Raw genomic sequence first — 13,565 nt, forward strand, 5'->3', positions numbered from 1 at the left:
CTACGAGCTACGAGCTACGAGCTACGAGCTACGAGCTACGAGCTACGAGCTACGAGCTACGAGCTACGAGCTACGAGCTACGCCCCCCCGCCCGGGATGTTCGAGTGGTAATTTCCGTCGTCTGCTCTTGACGCGAGGCTCACGTCAGTCGTCATCCTGCTCGCCGCTCGCCGCTCGCCGCTCGCCGCTCGCCGCTCGCCGCTCGCCGCTCGCCGCTTACGGCTCACCGAGGGTTTCCAGCGGCCAGCGGGGGACGGCCTGCATCTGCCCGGGCTCGTCGTGTTCGCCGGCACGCAGGCGTTGTGCGCCCGCATAGGCGATCATGGCGCCGTTGTCGGTGCAGAAACGGCCACGTGGATAGTAGACCCTGGCGTCACGCTTGGTGGCTTCGTGCTCGAGGCGTGCGCGCAGGCGATGGTTGGCGCTGACGCCGCCGGCCACCACCAGTCGTGTCAGGCCGGTGGCGTCGAGGGCGCGTCGGCACTTGATCGACAGGGTGTCGACCACCGCGTCTTCGAAGGCGCGCGCCACATCGGCACGGGCCTGGTCGTCGAGCATGCCTTTGGCCTCGAGCTGGCGGATGGCGGTCAGGGTGTGGGTCTTCAAGCCGGAAAAGCTGAAGTCCAGGCCCGGGCGATCGGTCATGGGTCGCGGGAACCGTAGCCGGCCCGGGTCGCCGGTTTCGGCGAGCCGGGCCACCGCCGGACCGCCGGGGTAGTCCAGATCGAGCATCTTGGCTGCCTTGTCGAAGGCCTCGCCAGCGGCGTCGTCCACCGATTCGCCGAGCAGTCGGTAGCGCCCGATCCCTGCGACCTCCACCAGTTGGGTGTGCCCGCCGGAGACCAGCAGGGCCACGAAGGGGAAGTCGGGGGGATCATCCTCCAGCATGGGGGCCAGCAGGTGGCCTTCCATGTGGTGAACGCCGAGTACCGGAATGCCGAGGGCCCGGGCCATGCCGTGAGCGGTGCTGGCCCCGACCATCAGGGCGCCGACCAGGCCCGGACCGGCGGTGTAGGCGATGGCGTCGAGGTCCCGGCGGCTCGCGCCGGCGTCGTCGAGCACCCGCTGAATCAGCGGCAGCAGGCGACGGGTATGGTCGCGGGAGGCCAGTTCGGGCACCACGCCACCGTATTCGGCGTGCATGGCAATCTGGCTATGCAGGGCGTCGGCCGCAAGGCCTCGCTCGGTGTCGAAGAGGGCGACGCCGGTTTCGTCGCAGGAGGTCTCGATGCCCAGTACGCGCATGGTCATGGCTCGGTGGATCGGAAATGGCGGTATTCTACGCGTTTTGGCCATGAGGCGGCAGGGGCCGTCCGCGAAACCAGGGCTATCGCAGTTAAGCGTTGTCGCTCGGGCTGCTCCGTCGACAGGCCTGCGAGGGGGCGCTGTGAATCCTTCCCTGGAGGCTACCGATGCCATCCATGGCATCGGACCCCCTCTTCGGCCTGTCCCCGGCGCCCCTCGCCAGATCCAGCTGCGATAGCCCTGTCCGCGAAACGGTTTGCATGGCAGCACCACGACGACTAGAATACTGTGCGCTGCAAGACTGGGTCGTGCGCCCGGGGTTCGTTTTTTCGTTTTCGCCGCGCTGCGGCTCGTCCGAGCGAAGCGTGATGAATGCCCCAAGGCGTGCGTTCGAACCGAACTCAAGTTTTCAAGGTAGGTGAGTGCTTAATGCCTTCTGTCAAAGTACGCGATAACGAGCCGTTTGACGTCGCGCTGCGTCGCTTCAAGCGTTCCTGTGAAAAAGCCGGTGTGCTCTCTGAGGTTCGCCGTCGCGAGCAGTACGAGAAGCCGACTGCGGAACGCAAGCGCAAGGCGGCGGCTGCCGTCAAGCGTCACGCCAAGAAGCTCCAGCGTGAGCGTAAGCGTTTCGAACGGCTCTATTGATCCGTACTTGGGGCGGCCCTTCTCGGGTCGTCTCGGGAGGACGCCAAGCGGCCGCCAATCGGTGGCCGCTTGTTTTTGCGTTGTTCTTCTCGCCCTCGTTTTCTCCGCTTTCGGGATAGCCTGAATGGCTGGACAGATTCCGCAACGTTTCATCGATGACCTGCTGGCTCGTACCGATGTGGTCGACATCGTGGGTGAGCGGGTCAAGCTCAAGAAGGCGGGGCGCAATCACTCGGGGCTGTGCCCCTTCCACCAGGAAAAGTCGCCGTCGTTCACCGTGAGTGCCGACAAGCAGTTCTATCACTGTTTCGGTTGCGGCGCTCACGGTAACGCCCTGCGCTTCTTGATGGAGTATGACCGTCTGCGCTTCCCCGAGGCCGTGGAGCAACTGGCCGCTCGGCTAGGGCTCGATGTGCCGCGGGAGGGCGATGACGACCCTCGCCAGCAGGCACGTGAGCGCAAGCGCAAGGAAGGCGTCAACCTCCTGGAACTGGCGGCGAGCTTCTTTCGCGAACGCCTGAAGATGCCGGAAGGGGACGCGGCTCGTGCTTACCTCGACAAGCGGGGGCTCTCGCCGGAGGTGGTGCGCGATTTCGGTATCGGTTTCGCGCCCGCGGAGTGGGAGGCGATGCGTCATCACCTCGGCGAACGCGGCATCAGCGAGGCTGTCCAGATTGAGTATGGGCTCCTGGTGCACCGGGAAGACAGCGGCCGGACCTATGATCGCTTCCGCGACCGGGTGATGTTCCCGATTCGTGATATTCGCGGTCGTACCGTGGCTTTCGGCGGACGGGTGCTGGGCGATGCCAAGCCCAAATATCTCAATTCGCCTGAGACACCGGTGTTTCACAAGGGGCGCGAGCTCTACGGCCTCTACGAGGCGCGTCAGGCCAATGCTCGGCTGGAGCGTCTGGTGATCGTCGAGGGCTACATGGATGTGGTGGCCCTGGCCCAGTTCGGCATTCGCAATGCGGTAGCCACGCTGGGGACGGCGACCACCGAGGATCATCTGTCACGGCTTTTCCGCGTGGTCGATGAGGTGGTGTTCTGCTTCGATGGCGACCGTGCCGGCCGTCAGGCGGCGGACCGGGCCTTGCGCACGGCGTTGCCGATGATGATCGACGGTCGTCAGGCACGCTTCCTGTTCCTGCCCGAGGGGGAGGACCCGGACACTCTGGTGCGTCGAGAGGGTGCCGAGGCCTTCGAGGATCGGGTGACCTGTGCAAGCCCGCTGTCGGAGTTTCTGTTCGAGCTGGCGGCGCAGGGGCGTGACCTGGCGCGCATCGAAGAGCGAGAGCGGTATGCCAGTCAGGTGCTGGAGGCGATCGGGCTTCTGCCCGAGGGAATGCTGAAATCCCTGTTGCTGACGGAACTCTCGCGACGCACTGGCGTCGACCAGTCAAGCTTCGAGTCCTTGATGATGCGCCACGCCGGATCGGAACCTGGCGGTCGCCCTCCGGTGGAGGAGGCCGTTACGCCTCCGATGGCCGAGGCGGCAGCGTCGGACGAGGCGCCGACAACCGATGGAGCGCTTGGTCTGATGGCGCGTGCTCTGCAATTGCTGGTGCATGAGCCTGGCCTGGTCGAACGTCTGCCGGAGAGCGACGACTGGTGCGCCCATGAGGATGGGGATGCCCGACTGTGTCGCGAGGTGGTGCGCCTTCTCAAGGCGGGACGTTATCGCAGTGCTCAGGTGCTGCTGGCGCACTTTCATGGCACGCCGGAAGGCGAGCGCCTGGCGGCGCTGGCACGCCGAGAGCCTCTGGTGCCAAAGAGGCTGCGGGGTGTCGAGCTGGATAACTGGGTGGCGTATTTCCAGCGCCACCGTCGGAAGCGTTCCCCGCAGGAGGAGTATGACGCCCTGCTGGCCCGGAGTCGTACCGGCGAGCGGTTGTCGCAGGAAGAGCGCCAGCGGCTGAACGAACTGTTGATGGAGCTGAAGGGATGAGAGCCGTGCCGCCGTCCGGGCAGGCCCTGAAACCGCCGGGAAAAGTGGCGCGAGGGTTGATTTCTCTCCTACCATCACCACATTAAGAGCGTAACCGAACGGGACGCAACCGGACAAACTAACACACCTGAATGACCGCGCAAATACACCGAACTAGCAAAACAGTACGCTAAACCGCTATACTGTTCGGCTTATCGAGTTTTTCTCCGCCTCAGTGCTTCAGGTGCTTCATTCTTCTTCGTCGAGATAGGGTTTCTATGGCTGGAAATGCGCAGCAGCAGTCACGTCTGAAGGAGTTGATCGCGCGCGGCAAGGAACAGGGCTTCCTGACCTATGCCGAGGTCAACGACCATCTACCCGAGGATATCGCCGACCCGGATCAGGTGGAAGACATCATCGGCATGATCAACGACATGGGTATCAATGTCGTCGAGGAAGCCCCCGACGAAGACACCCTGATGATGGCCGATCAATCCACCGACGAGTCGGCGGCCGAGGAGGCCGTGGCGGCGCTGGCGGCGGTGGAAAGCGATGTGGGCCGCACCACCGACCCGGTGCGCATGTACATGCGCGAAATGGGGACCGTGGAGCTGTTGACCCGCGAAGGCGAGATCGAGATCGCCAAGCGCATCGAGGAAGGGACTCGAGAGGTAATGTCGGCGCTGGCCTATCTGCCCGGTGCCGTGGACTCCATCCTCGAGGCCTATGATGCCACTCAGGATGAAGAAGCCCCGGGGCGTCTTTCCGACCTGTTCTCGGGGTTCATCGATCCCGACGAGGGAATCCCCGGAGTGGCCGAGGCAGATGTGCCGGAGCCCGAACCCGAGCGCAATGCCGCGGACGGCGAAGCGTCCGACGAGGATGACGACGCCGAGGAAGAAGAAACCGGCGGTGGCCCGGATCCCGAAGAGGCGAAGGCTCGCTTCGAGCAGATCCGCGAGCAGAACGAGGCAGCCCGCCGCGCTATCGAGGCGCATGGTCGCGATGCCAAGCAGGCTCAGAGTGAACTGGCACGGCTCGCCGAGCTGTTTTCGCCGATCAAGCTGGTGCCCAAGCATTTCGAACGCCTGGTCGGCCAGGTGCGCATCAGTGTCGAGCAGGTGCGTGCTCAGGAAAAGGCGATCATGCAGTTGTGCGTCAAGAAGGCGAAGGTGCCGCGCAAGACCTTCATCAAGTCCTTCCCGGGCAATGAGTCCCGTCAGGACTGGCTGGATGGTTTCATGGCCGAGAATGCCAGGCACGCCGACCGGCTCGCGCCGCTGAAGGGCGATATTCAGCGCGCCCAGCGCAAGATCGCTTTCGAGGAAGAGATGGTGGCGCTGCTGGTGACTGACCTCAAGGAAGTCAACCGCAGGCTTTCCATCGGCGAGGCCAAGGCCCGCCGGGCCAAGAAGGAAATGGTCGAAGCCAACCTGCGCCTGGTGATCTCCATCGCCAAGAAGTACACCAACCGTGGCCTGCAGTTCCTGGACCTGATCCAGGAAGGCAACATCGGCCTGATGAAGGCCGTGGACAAGTTCGAATATCGTCGTGGCTACAAGTTCTCGACCTATGCCACCTGGTGGATTCGCCAGGCGATCACGCGCTCGATCGCCGACCAGGCGCGGACCATTCGTATTCCGGTGCACATGATCGAGACCATCAACAAGCTCAATCGTGTCTCGCGCCAGATGCTGCAGGAAATGGGCCGCGAGCCGACACCCGAGGAGCTTGGCGAGCGCCTCGAGATGCCCGAGGACAAGGTGCGCAAGGTGCTCAAGATCGCCAAAGAGCCGATCTCCATGGAGACACCCATCGGTGACGATGACGATTCGCACCTGGGGGACTTCATCGAAGATGGCACCATGATGCTGCCCATCGACTCGGCGACCGGCGAGGGGCTGATCGAGGCCACACGCAATGTGCTCGGTGGTTTGACGGCGCGAGAGGCCAAGGTGTTGCGCATGCGTTTCGGCATCGACATGAACACCGACCACACTCTCGAAGAGGTCGGCAAGCAGTTCGACGTGACCCGCGAGCGAATTCGCCAGATCGAAGCCAAGGCCTTGCGCAAGCTGCGCCACCCATCACGCTCCGAACCGCTGCGCTCCTTCCTCGATGAGTAGTCGTCGGTAGTGAATGGATGGCAGTGTCTCGTGCCATGCCTGAAGACGAACGGCCCGCGAAAGTTTCGCGGGCCGTTCGTCGTTATGCCACCCGGTAAGTGTTGCGTCACTCCCGGGCAGCCAAGCGGCGGCGTACTAGGAGTACCAGCTCCAGCATGGCGAACAACAATAGGGTGTAGCCGAACAGTTCGGTGATTTCTTCCGCTGCATCCTTGAAAGTGCGCAAGTAGTGGTCACCCAGAATTGCCTGCCATAGCTCGCTGCGCCCATAGAGGCGCGAAAAGGCATAGGTGGTCAGGAAGCCGGCCGAAAAGAGACCGAAGGAGAAGGTGCCGGTCATCGATTCGAGCTCGGCCACGAAGGCGCGGCGTTGTCGGATCACCACGAACAGCACGGGTAGCACCAGTAGGGTGACCAGTGTTTGCCAGGCGCCATCGAAGACGTGGGTGTCGAGCCAGGCATCCTGTTCACGGATCAGCGAGGCGCCGAGCAGGCCGACCAGTAACAGGGCGACATTGGGCAGCTGGCGCTGAATCAGGCGGGTGGCGAGGGCCAGTCCCGTTGCCAGCAGCAGCAGGACGGATTGGGTAATTTCCGTGAAGCCGGATTCCGAGAACTGGACGCTGGGGAGCCGTTGGGCTTCATGCATCACACCTTCCATCAGGGCGGCGATGATCAGGAGGTAGGCGAGGGCTCTCAGGCAGGTGGCACGAAAGCTGATCCGGTCGGGAGAGGTCTTGAGCATCCATCTTCTCGCGGCATGGTGTATCGAAGGCCGCTATTATACGCAACTTGTCCCGTCGTCGCCCGGGTGCTAGCGGGTGACATCTTGCCTTGCCGCCTCTTCCACGAGCCAGTCGTGAACGGCTTTCACGCGTCGGTCGTCCAGGGCGCCAGCGGCGTAGACGATACCATAGCGCATGCCGGTGGCGACGCGCTGCTCGAGGGGAGCGATCAGGGCACCGGTATCCAGTTCATTGGTGATCAGGGTCTGGCGGGCGATGGCCACGCCCATGCCGGCGATGGCGGCTTCCATGGTCAGATGGTTGCGATTGAAGGTATAGCCACGGTGAACGTTCACCGAAGGGGCTTCGATGGATGCCAGGTAGTGTTCCCATTCGCCATAATCACGGCTCCCTCGCCAGGCGGTAACGTCGTGCAGCAAGGGGTACCAGGCCAGGTCCTCGGGGCGACGCAAGGGCGGGCGCCCGCGAAGCAGGGAGGGCGAGCAGACTGGAAAGATGGTCTCCTCGATCAGCGGTGTGATGGCCAGTCCCGGTGTCTGGCCATCATTGAGATCCAGGGCGAGGTCGAAATCCCCCTCCCGCAGCGAGATGCTGCTGTCCTCGGCAGTGACGTGCAACTCGATGTCGGGGAAGCGCGCCTGCAGCCGGGGCAGGCGGGGCATCAACCACTTGTTGAGAAAGGAGGGGACGCTGCGTAACCGGATGATGCCGCTCATCACGCCGCTGCGCAGTCGCTTCACCTCGAGACCCACGGCCTGATAGGCATCATCGACCACCGTCGCCAGTCGTCGGCCTTCCTCGGTCAGGGCGAGTCGACGGGGCAGGCGCCGGAATAGCTTGAAGCCCAGGCGCGCCTCGAGCTGCTTTATCTGCTGGCTGACCGCCCCCGTCGTGACATGCAGCTCTTCCGCTGCCCGTGTGAAGGAGAGGTGGCGTGCGCTGACGGCGAAGACCTTCAGCCAGGCGTGGGTCTGAGAATTGAGAAGACGACTCATGGTTTAGTCATACTATATTGAAAGCGAGATATTCTCGATTGCTCCTGGGAAAACCTGGCCCCAACATAAGGGTCAAATGAGGTGAATACCAGTTGGCTTTAGCTTGACTGATAGAAAGCGCCAGTAAAAGGCTCCCGATAAGCACCTTCCTCCAGACCCTGACGATCGCGTCCATTCGGCCGCGCAATGAGGCTCCACCATGGCAATCAGCGTCTTCGACTTGTTCAAGATCGGTATCGGCCCCTCCAGCTCCCATACGGTAGGCCCGATGCAGGCGGGTCATGATTTCGTCCAGGCGTTACGTGGCCGCGACCTGCTCGAACGGGTCGCGCGGATAGAGATCCATCTGCACGGGTCGCTATCGGCCACCGGCAAGGGGCATGGCACCGATCGAGCGACCATCATGGGCTTGATGGGCGAGCGTCCCGACCTCATCGACCCGGCGATCGTCTCGCCCTGTATCGAGGAGCTGTTGGAATCCCAGACCCTGCTGCTCGATGGACACCTGGCGATCCCCTTCGTCTGGGCCCGTGATCTGCAATGGCACGACGAGAGTCTGCCCTATCACCCGAACGCCATGACCCTGGTGGCTCATGGTCATGCCGGTGAGCTTTATCGCAATGTCTTCTACTCGGTGGGAGGTGGCTTCGTGGTCGACCAGGGGCAGGTCGATCGGGATGAACTGGATGCCGATAACACGGCCTTGCCTTATGAGTTCAATAGTGCCGCCGAGCTGCTGGCGCTGTGCCGCCTGCATGACCTGCGCATCAGCGAGCTGATGATGGCCAACGAGAAGGCCTGGCGGGAGGAGCCCGAGATCCGTGCCGGTCTCTGGCGAATCTGGGAAGCCATGCAGGATTGCGTCAACCAGGGGTTCGCGCACGAGGGCATCCTGCCTGGCGGTCTCGAGGTCAAGCGACGCGCCTCTGCCCTGCATCAACGGCTGCTGGCGATGGAGGACGACGCCAGCCTGATCACCACGACGTTTTCCGCGATGGACTGGGTCAATGTCTTTGCCCTGGCGGTGAACGAGGAAAACGCCGCCGGTGGACGGATGGTCACGGCGCCCACCAATGGTGCAGCAGGTATCATCCCGGCGGTATTGCACTATTACATGAAATTCCAGCCGGACGCCTGCGAGCGCAATGTGGTGGATTTCCTGCTGACCGCTGGTGCGGTAGGTATCCTGTGCAAGAAGAATGCCTCCATTTCCGGTGCCGAGGTGGGATGCCAGGGCGAGGTGGGCTCCGCCTGCGCCATGGCCGCTGCCGGACTCACCGAGGTGATGGGTGGCAGTGTCGGTCAGATCGAGAATGCCGCCGAGATCGGCCTCGAGCACAATCTGGGCCTGACCTGCGACCCGGTGGGCGGCCTGGTGCAGGTGCCCTGCATCGAGCGTAACGCCATTGCCTCGGTGAAGGCGATCAATGCGACCCAGATGGCCTTGCGCGGCGATGGGGAGCATTTCATCTCCCTGGACAAGGCGATTCGCACCATGCGCGATACCGGCGCCGACATGCAGGAGAAGTACAAGGAGACCTCCAAGGGTGGCCTGGCGGTCAACGCCATCGAGTGCTGAACGATCTCTCTGTCGGGCGGCGGATGCCGTCCTGTCTGGCGCGTCGCTCCGGTGGCGCGCCTTTTTTATTTGCAACCTATTGAAATGGCGGTATCTACGCCATTGGTCGAGTTTAACGTTTCGATGGTTGCCGGTCCTCGTTTCGTCCTCTAGCTTACGTTGACGTAAAGGTTAAAGAGTCCTCGGGGCTTGGGCCTCGATGCCGGCGACCACGTCATGGTCTCGGTTTACAACAATGACAACAGCAACGTAACGACGGGCCGCCCCGGCGGCCTCGAGAGGACCTCACATGACCCAGGAGTTCGTGCTCGAGACTCGCGGGTTGACCAAGCAATTCCGCGGCTTCACCGCCGTGGACGACGTCGACCTGCAGATTCGGGAAGGCCATATCCATGCCTTGATCGGCCCCAACGGCGCCGGCAAGACCACCGTCTTCAACCTGCTCACCAAGTTCCTGCCGCCCAGCCGCGGCGAGATCCTCTATCGCGGCAAGCCGATCACCGGGATGAAGGCCAACGAGATCGCCCGGCTCGGCCTGGTGCGCTCCTTCCAGATCTCGGCGGTGTTCGCCCACATGACGGCGCTGGAGAACGTGCGGGTGGCCCTGCAGCGCAAGCTCGGCACCTCCTTCCATTTCTGGAAATCCGAGAAGACCCTGGAGCCCCTCAACGAGCGGGCCATGGCGCTGCTCGAGGAGGTCGATCTTCAGGACTATGCCGACGTGCTCACCGTGGAGATGCCCTATGGACGGAAGCGCGCTCTGGAAGTGGCCACCACCCTGGCCCTGGAGCCTTCGGTGATGCTGCTCGACGAGCCGACCCAGGGTATGGGGGCCGAGGACGTCGACCGCATCGTCGAGCTGATCCGCCGGGTCTCGGCCGGTCGCACCGTGCTGATGGTGGAGCACAACCTCAGCGTGGTCAGCCGGCTGTGCGATCGCATCACCGTGCTGGCGCGCGGCGCGGTGCTTGCCGAGGGCGACTATGCCAGCGTCTCGCGGGATGCTCGCGTCCGGGAGGCCTACATGGGCAGCGAGGCGGATGAGACAGAGGAGGCCGGCGCATGACGGAGGCCGCACTGGAATATCGAGACCTCGACGGTGCCGAGATGCTGCGCGTCCGCGACCTGCACGCCTTCTACGGCGAGTCGCACATCCTGCATGGGGTCGACTTCGACGTGCGCCGCGGTGAGCTGGTCACCCTGCTGGGACGCAACGGCGCCGGGCGCAGCACCACCCTGAAGGCAATCATGAACATGGTCGGTCATCGCACCGGTTCGATCGTCATCAACGGCAACGAGACCCTGGCCATGCGCCCCCACCGCATTCCACGGCTGGGCGTGGGTTACTGCCCGGAGGAGCGGGGCATCTTCGCGAGCCTCGACGTCGAGGAGAATCTGCTGCTGCCGCCCACGGTGCGCTCCGGCGGAATGAGCCTCGACGAGATCTACGCCATGTTTCCCAATCTCTACGAACGGCGCCGTAGCCAGGGCACCCGACTCTCCGGCGGCGAGCAGCAGATGCTGGCCATGGCGCGCATCCTGCGCACCGGGGCCCGCTTGCTGCTGCTCGACGAGATCACCGAAGGGCTGGCACCGGTCATCAACCAGGCGCTGGGCGAGGTGCTCGTCGAGCTCAAGGCGCGCGGCATGACCATCGTGCTGGTAGAGCAGAACTTCCGCTTTGCCGCGCCACTGGCGGACCGCCACTTCGTCATGGAGCACGGCCGCATCGTCGAGGAGATCTCGGCCGCCGAGCTGCCATCCCGGCGTGAGCACCTGAATTCCCTGCTGGGGGTCTGACGGCAATGCCGCCGTCCAGGCCACTCCACCATCTCTCGACAACAACAAACCGCCCCTTCGGGGCATGGAGAGCACAATGAGCTTCAACAAGCGCAGTCTCGCCGGCGCCATCGCCGTCGCCGCCACCGCCCTGGCCACCGGCACCGCCCAGGCCCAGATGAGCGACGATGCCGTGCGCATCGGCTACCTGGCCGACATGTCCGGCACTTATCGCGACCTGGCCGGCCCCGGTGGCCTCGAGGCCCTGAACATGGCCATCGAGGACTTCGGCGGCGAGGTGGGCGGGGTGCCCATCGAGGTATTCAGTGCCGACGACCGCAACAGCGCCGACGTGGGTGCCAACACCGTGCGCGGCTGGATCGACCAGGAGAACGTCGATCTGGTGGCCGGGATGGTGGCCTCCTCGGTATCCATCGCCGTGACCAAGGCCCTCGAGGAGGCGAACGGACTGGCCATCATCTCCGGCTCTGCCGCTTCCAGCATCACCAACGAACACTGCACGCCGAACCATATCCATTGGGTCTACGACACCTATCCGCTGGCCAACGGCACCGCCAAGGCGGTGGTCGAGCAGGGTGGCGACAGCTGGTTCATGCTCACCGCCGACTATGCCTTCGGCCATGCCCTGGAGGGCGACGTGACCAAGGTGGTGGAGGAGAACGGCGGCGAGGTGGTCGGCGGGGTACGTCATCCCTTCCCGACCAGCGACTTCTCGTCCTACATCCTCCAGGCCCAGGGTTCCGGGGCGGAGATCGTCGGCCTGGCCAACGCCGGCTCCGACACCGTCAACGCCATCAAGACCGCCAGCCAGTTCGGTCTGACTCAGGCCGGCCAGCAACTCGCCGGTCTGCTGATCTTCCTCAACGACGTTCATGCCATGGGGCTGGAGGCCACCCAGGGCCTGCTGCTGACCACCGGCTGGTACTGGGACATGGACGAGCAGTCCCGCGAGTGGGCCGAGCGATACTTCGAGCGCGTCGGGCGCATGCCGACCATGGTCCAGGCCGGCGTCTACTCCAGCACCATGCATTACCTGAACGCCGTGGAGGCCGCCGGCACCGACGAGCCCGAGACGGTCCGCGCCCGGATGGCCGAGACCCCGGTGGAGGACTTCTTCGCTCGCAACGGCCGCATCCGCGCGGACGGTCGCATGGTCCACGACATGTACCTGGCCGAGGTGAAGTCGCCGGCCGAGTCCAGCGGCGAGTGGGACCTCTACGAGATCAAGAGCACCATTCCCGCCGACCAGGCCTACCGCCCGCTCGACGAGAGCCAGTGCGACCTGGTTAACCAGTGAGCGGAATCCGACAGGGTGATCGCGGTTAGTGTCGGTCGGGGCTGATTCGGCGACAGGTCTGCGAGGGGGCGCTGTGAACCCTTCCCTGGGCGCTACCGACGCCCTGCGGCGCTCTCGCGTCCCGCTACGCTTGCAGGTCCGGTGCTGGCCATCCGTGGCTAGCCCGTTCGGAGGAATCCTCCTCACCCCTGGCGTAGGACCCCCTCTGTGACCTGTCCCCGGCGCCCCGCGCCGCATCCGACGGCGATGGCCCTGCGGAATCTGAATACGGCGGCGGCTGATGCCGTCGGTCCCTGATGGCGAGGAGACCCTTCTTATGACCATGATATTCGGGGTGCCGCTGGCGGTATTCATGGGCCAGCTGATGCTGGGCCTGATCAACGGCGCCTTCTATGCCCTGCTGAGCCTGGGGCTGGCGGTGATCTTCGGCCTGCTGAAGATCATCAACTTCGCCCACGGGGCCCAGTACATGCTGGGCGCCTTCGCGGCCCTGCTGGGCCTGCAGTATCTGGGCCTCGACTACTGGCTGGCGCTGCTGCTGGTGCCCCTGGTGGTGGGTGGGCTCGGCATGGTGATCGAGCGCACCATCCTGCGCCGCATCGCCCATCTCGACCATCTCTATGGTCTGCTGCTGACCTACGGGCTGGCGCTGATCTTCGAGGGCACCCTGATCAACCTCTTCGGCGTGTCCGGCGCTAGCTATCCGGTGCCCGAGGCATTGCAGGGCGGTCTCAACCTGGGCTTCATGTTCCTGCCCACCTACCGCGGCTGGGTGCTGGTCGCAGCACTGGCGGTGTGTCTCGCGACCTGGTTCATCATCGAGCGCACTCGCCTCGGCGCCTACCTGCGGGCCGGCACCGAGAACCCGGCGCTGATGCAGGCGTTCGGCGTCAACGTGCCCCAGCTGGTCACCCTGACCTACGGCTTCGGGGTAGCGCTGGCGGCCTTCGCCGGGGTGCTGGCCGCGCCTCTCTACCCGGTTTCGCCGACTATGGGCTCGAGCCTGCTGATCGTGGTCTTCGCCGTGGTGGTGATCGGCGGCATGGGCTCGATCCTCGGTGCCATCCTCACCGGCCTGGGCATGGGCCTGGTCGAGGGGCTGACCAAGGTGTACTACCCCGAGGCCGCCAACACCGTGATCTTCCTGGTGATGATCCTGGTGCTGATGCTGCGTCCCGCGGGACTCTTCGGCAAGGAGGCATGAC

At 64.1% G+C, this 13,565-nt stretch carries 11 protein-coding genes; 8 read left to right on the top strand and 3 right to left on the bottom strand.

All coding sequences use genetic code 11. The annotated features are described in order from the left end of the window. Positions 1-216: 216 nt before the first annotated feature. A complete protein-coding gene (tsaD, locus tag RSO41_RS11410; protein WP_315619333.1) occupies positions 217-1,245 on the bottom strand; it encodes a tRNA (adenosine(37)-N6)-threonylcarbamoyltransferase complex transferase subunit TsaD in 1,029 nt (342 codons plus the stop codon). A 429-nt stretch (positions 1,246-1,674) separates the two neighbouring features. Between tsaD and rpsU the strand changes: the two genes are divergently transcribed. From rpsU to rpoD, 3 genes are all read left to right on the top strand, one after another. Next, positions 1,675-1,890 carry a 30S ribosomal protein S21 gene (gene rpsU, locus RSO41_RS11415; protein WP_013333229.1) on the top strand — a complete coding sequence of 72 codons (216 nt, stop codon included), beginning with the start codon at positions 1,675-1,677 and terminating at the stop codon, positions 1,888-1,890. A 124-nt stretch (positions 1,891-2,014) separates the two neighbouring features. Beyond that, positions 2,015-3,838, top strand: a complete 1,824-nt coding sequence (gene dnaG / locus RSO41_RS11420) for a DNA primase (RefSeq protein WP_315619231.1) — start codon at positions 2,015-2,017, stop codon at positions 3,836-3,838. A gap of 257 nt (positions 3,839-4,095) precedes the next feature. After that, entirely contained in the window at positions 4,096-5,943 is a 1,848-nt protein-coding gene (gene rpoD / locus RSO41_RS11425) for an RNA polymerase sigma factor RpoD (protein WP_315619232.1), read from the top strand. A gap of 106 nt (positions 5,944-6,049) precedes the next feature. On the opposite strand, the gene RSO41_RS11430 is transcribed toward rpoD, so the two are convergent. Beyond that, on the bottom strand, positions 6,050-6,688 hold the full coding sequence (locus tag RSO41_RS11430; protein ID WP_315619233.1) for a hypothetical protein: 639 nt from the start codon (positions 6,686-6,688) through the stop codon (positions 6,050-6,052). A gap of 69 nt (positions 6,689-6,757) precedes the next feature. Next, positions 6,758-7,684, bottom strand: a complete 927-nt coding sequence (locus tag RSO41_RS11435) for a LysR substrate-binding domain-containing protein (RefSeq protein WP_315619234.1) — start codon at positions 7,682-7,684, stop codon at positions 6,758-6,760. A 199-nt stretch (positions 7,685-7,883) separates the two neighbouring features. On the opposite strand from RSO41_RS11435, the gene RSO41_RS11440 reads away from it, so the two are divergent. The 5 genes from RSO41_RS11440 to RSO41_RS11460 all read left to right on the top strand — a co-directional run bounded on the left by RSO41_RS11440 (position 7,884) and on the right by RSO41_RS11460 (position 13,564). Next, the gene (locus RSO41_RS11440) at positions 7,884-9,263 is read left to right on the top strand and encodes an L-serine ammonia-lyase (RefSeq protein WP_315619235.1); all 1,380 of its coding nucleotides are present in this window, start codon (positions 7,884-7,886) and stop codon (positions 9,261-9,263) included. A gap of 289 nt (positions 9,264-9,552) precedes the next feature. Next, entirely contained in the window at positions 9,553-10,329 is a 777-nt protein-coding gene (locus RSO41_RS11445; RefSeq protein WP_315619236.1) for an ABC transporter ATP-binding protein, read from the top strand. Then, a complete protein-coding gene (locus tag RSO41_RS11450; RefSeq protein ID WP_315619237.1) occupies positions 10,326-11,063 on the top strand; it encodes an ABC transporter ATP-binding protein in 738 nt (245 codons plus the stop codon). The genes RSO41_RS11445 and RSO41_RS11450 overlap by 4 nt, the downstream gene beginning before the upstream one ends. Positions 11,064-11,139: 76 nt before the next feature. Then, positions 11,140-12,360 (top strand): ABC transporter substrate-binding protein, encoded by a 1,221-nt coding sequence (locus RSO41_RS11455; protein WP_315619238.1) that lies wholly within the window; start codon positions 11,140-11,142, stop codon positions 12,358-12,360. Between the two features lie 316 nt (positions 12,361-12,676). Continuing rightward, the gene (locus RSO41_RS11460) at positions 12,677-13,564 is read left to right on the top strand and encodes a branched-chain amino acid ABC transporter permease (RefSeq protein ID WP_275287840.1); all 888 of its coding nucleotides are present in this window, start codon (positions 12,677-12,679) and stop codon (positions 13,562-13,564) included. The last annotated feature ends 1 nt before the right edge of the window (position 13,565 follow it).

Origin of the sequence: Halomonas sp. I1 (genome assembly GCF_032334135.1) — a bacterium.
Taxonomy (GTDB): Bacteria; Pseudomonadota; Gammaproteobacteria; order Pseudomonadales; family Halomonadaceae; genus Halomonas.

Bases quoted from the DNA above. Each gene is read 5' to 3' on its own strand.
- tsaD (WP_315619333.1), bottom strand. From the start codon at position 1,245: ATGCGCGTACTGGGCATCGAGACCTCCTGCGACGAAACCGGCGTCGCC.
- rpsU (WP_013333229.1), top strand. From the start codon at position 1,675: ATGCCTTCTGTCAAAGTACGCGATAACGAGCCGTTTGACGTCGCGCTG.
- dnaG (WP_315619231.1), top strand. From the start codon at position 2,015: ATGGCTGGACAGATTCCGCAACGTTTCATCGATGACCTGCTGGCTCGT.
- rpoD (WP_315619232.1), top strand. From the start codon at position 4,096: ATGGCTGGAAATGCGCAGCAGCAGTCACGTCTGAAGGAGTTGATCGCG.
- RSO41_RS11430 (WP_315619233.1), bottom strand. From the start codon at position 6,688: ATGCTCAAGACCTCTCCCGACCGGATCAGCTTTCGTGCCACCTGCCTG.
- RSO41_RS11435 (WP_315619234.1), bottom strand. From the start codon at position 7,684: ATGAGTCGTCTTCTCAATTCTCAGACCCACGCCTGGCTGAAGGTCTTC.
- RSO41_RS11440 (WP_315619235.1), top strand. From the start codon at position 7,884: ATGGCAATCAGCGTCTTCGACTTGTTCAAGATCGGTATCGGCCCCTCC.
- RSO41_RS11445 (WP_315619236.1), top strand. From the start codon at position 9,553: ATGACCCAGGAGTTCGTGCTCGAGACTCGCGGGTTGACCAAGCAATTC.
- RSO41_RS11450 (WP_315619237.1), top strand. From the start codon at position 10,326: ATGACGGAGGCCGCACTGGAATATCGAGACCTCGACGGTGCCGAGATG.
- RSO41_RS11455 (WP_315619238.1), top strand. From the start codon at position 11,140: ATGAGCTTCAACAAGCGCAGTCTCGCCGGCGCCATCGCCGTCGCCGCC.
- RSO41_RS11460 (WP_275287840.1), top strand. From the start codon at position 12,677: ATGACCATGATATTCGGGGTGCCGCTGGCGGTATTCATGGGCCAGCTG.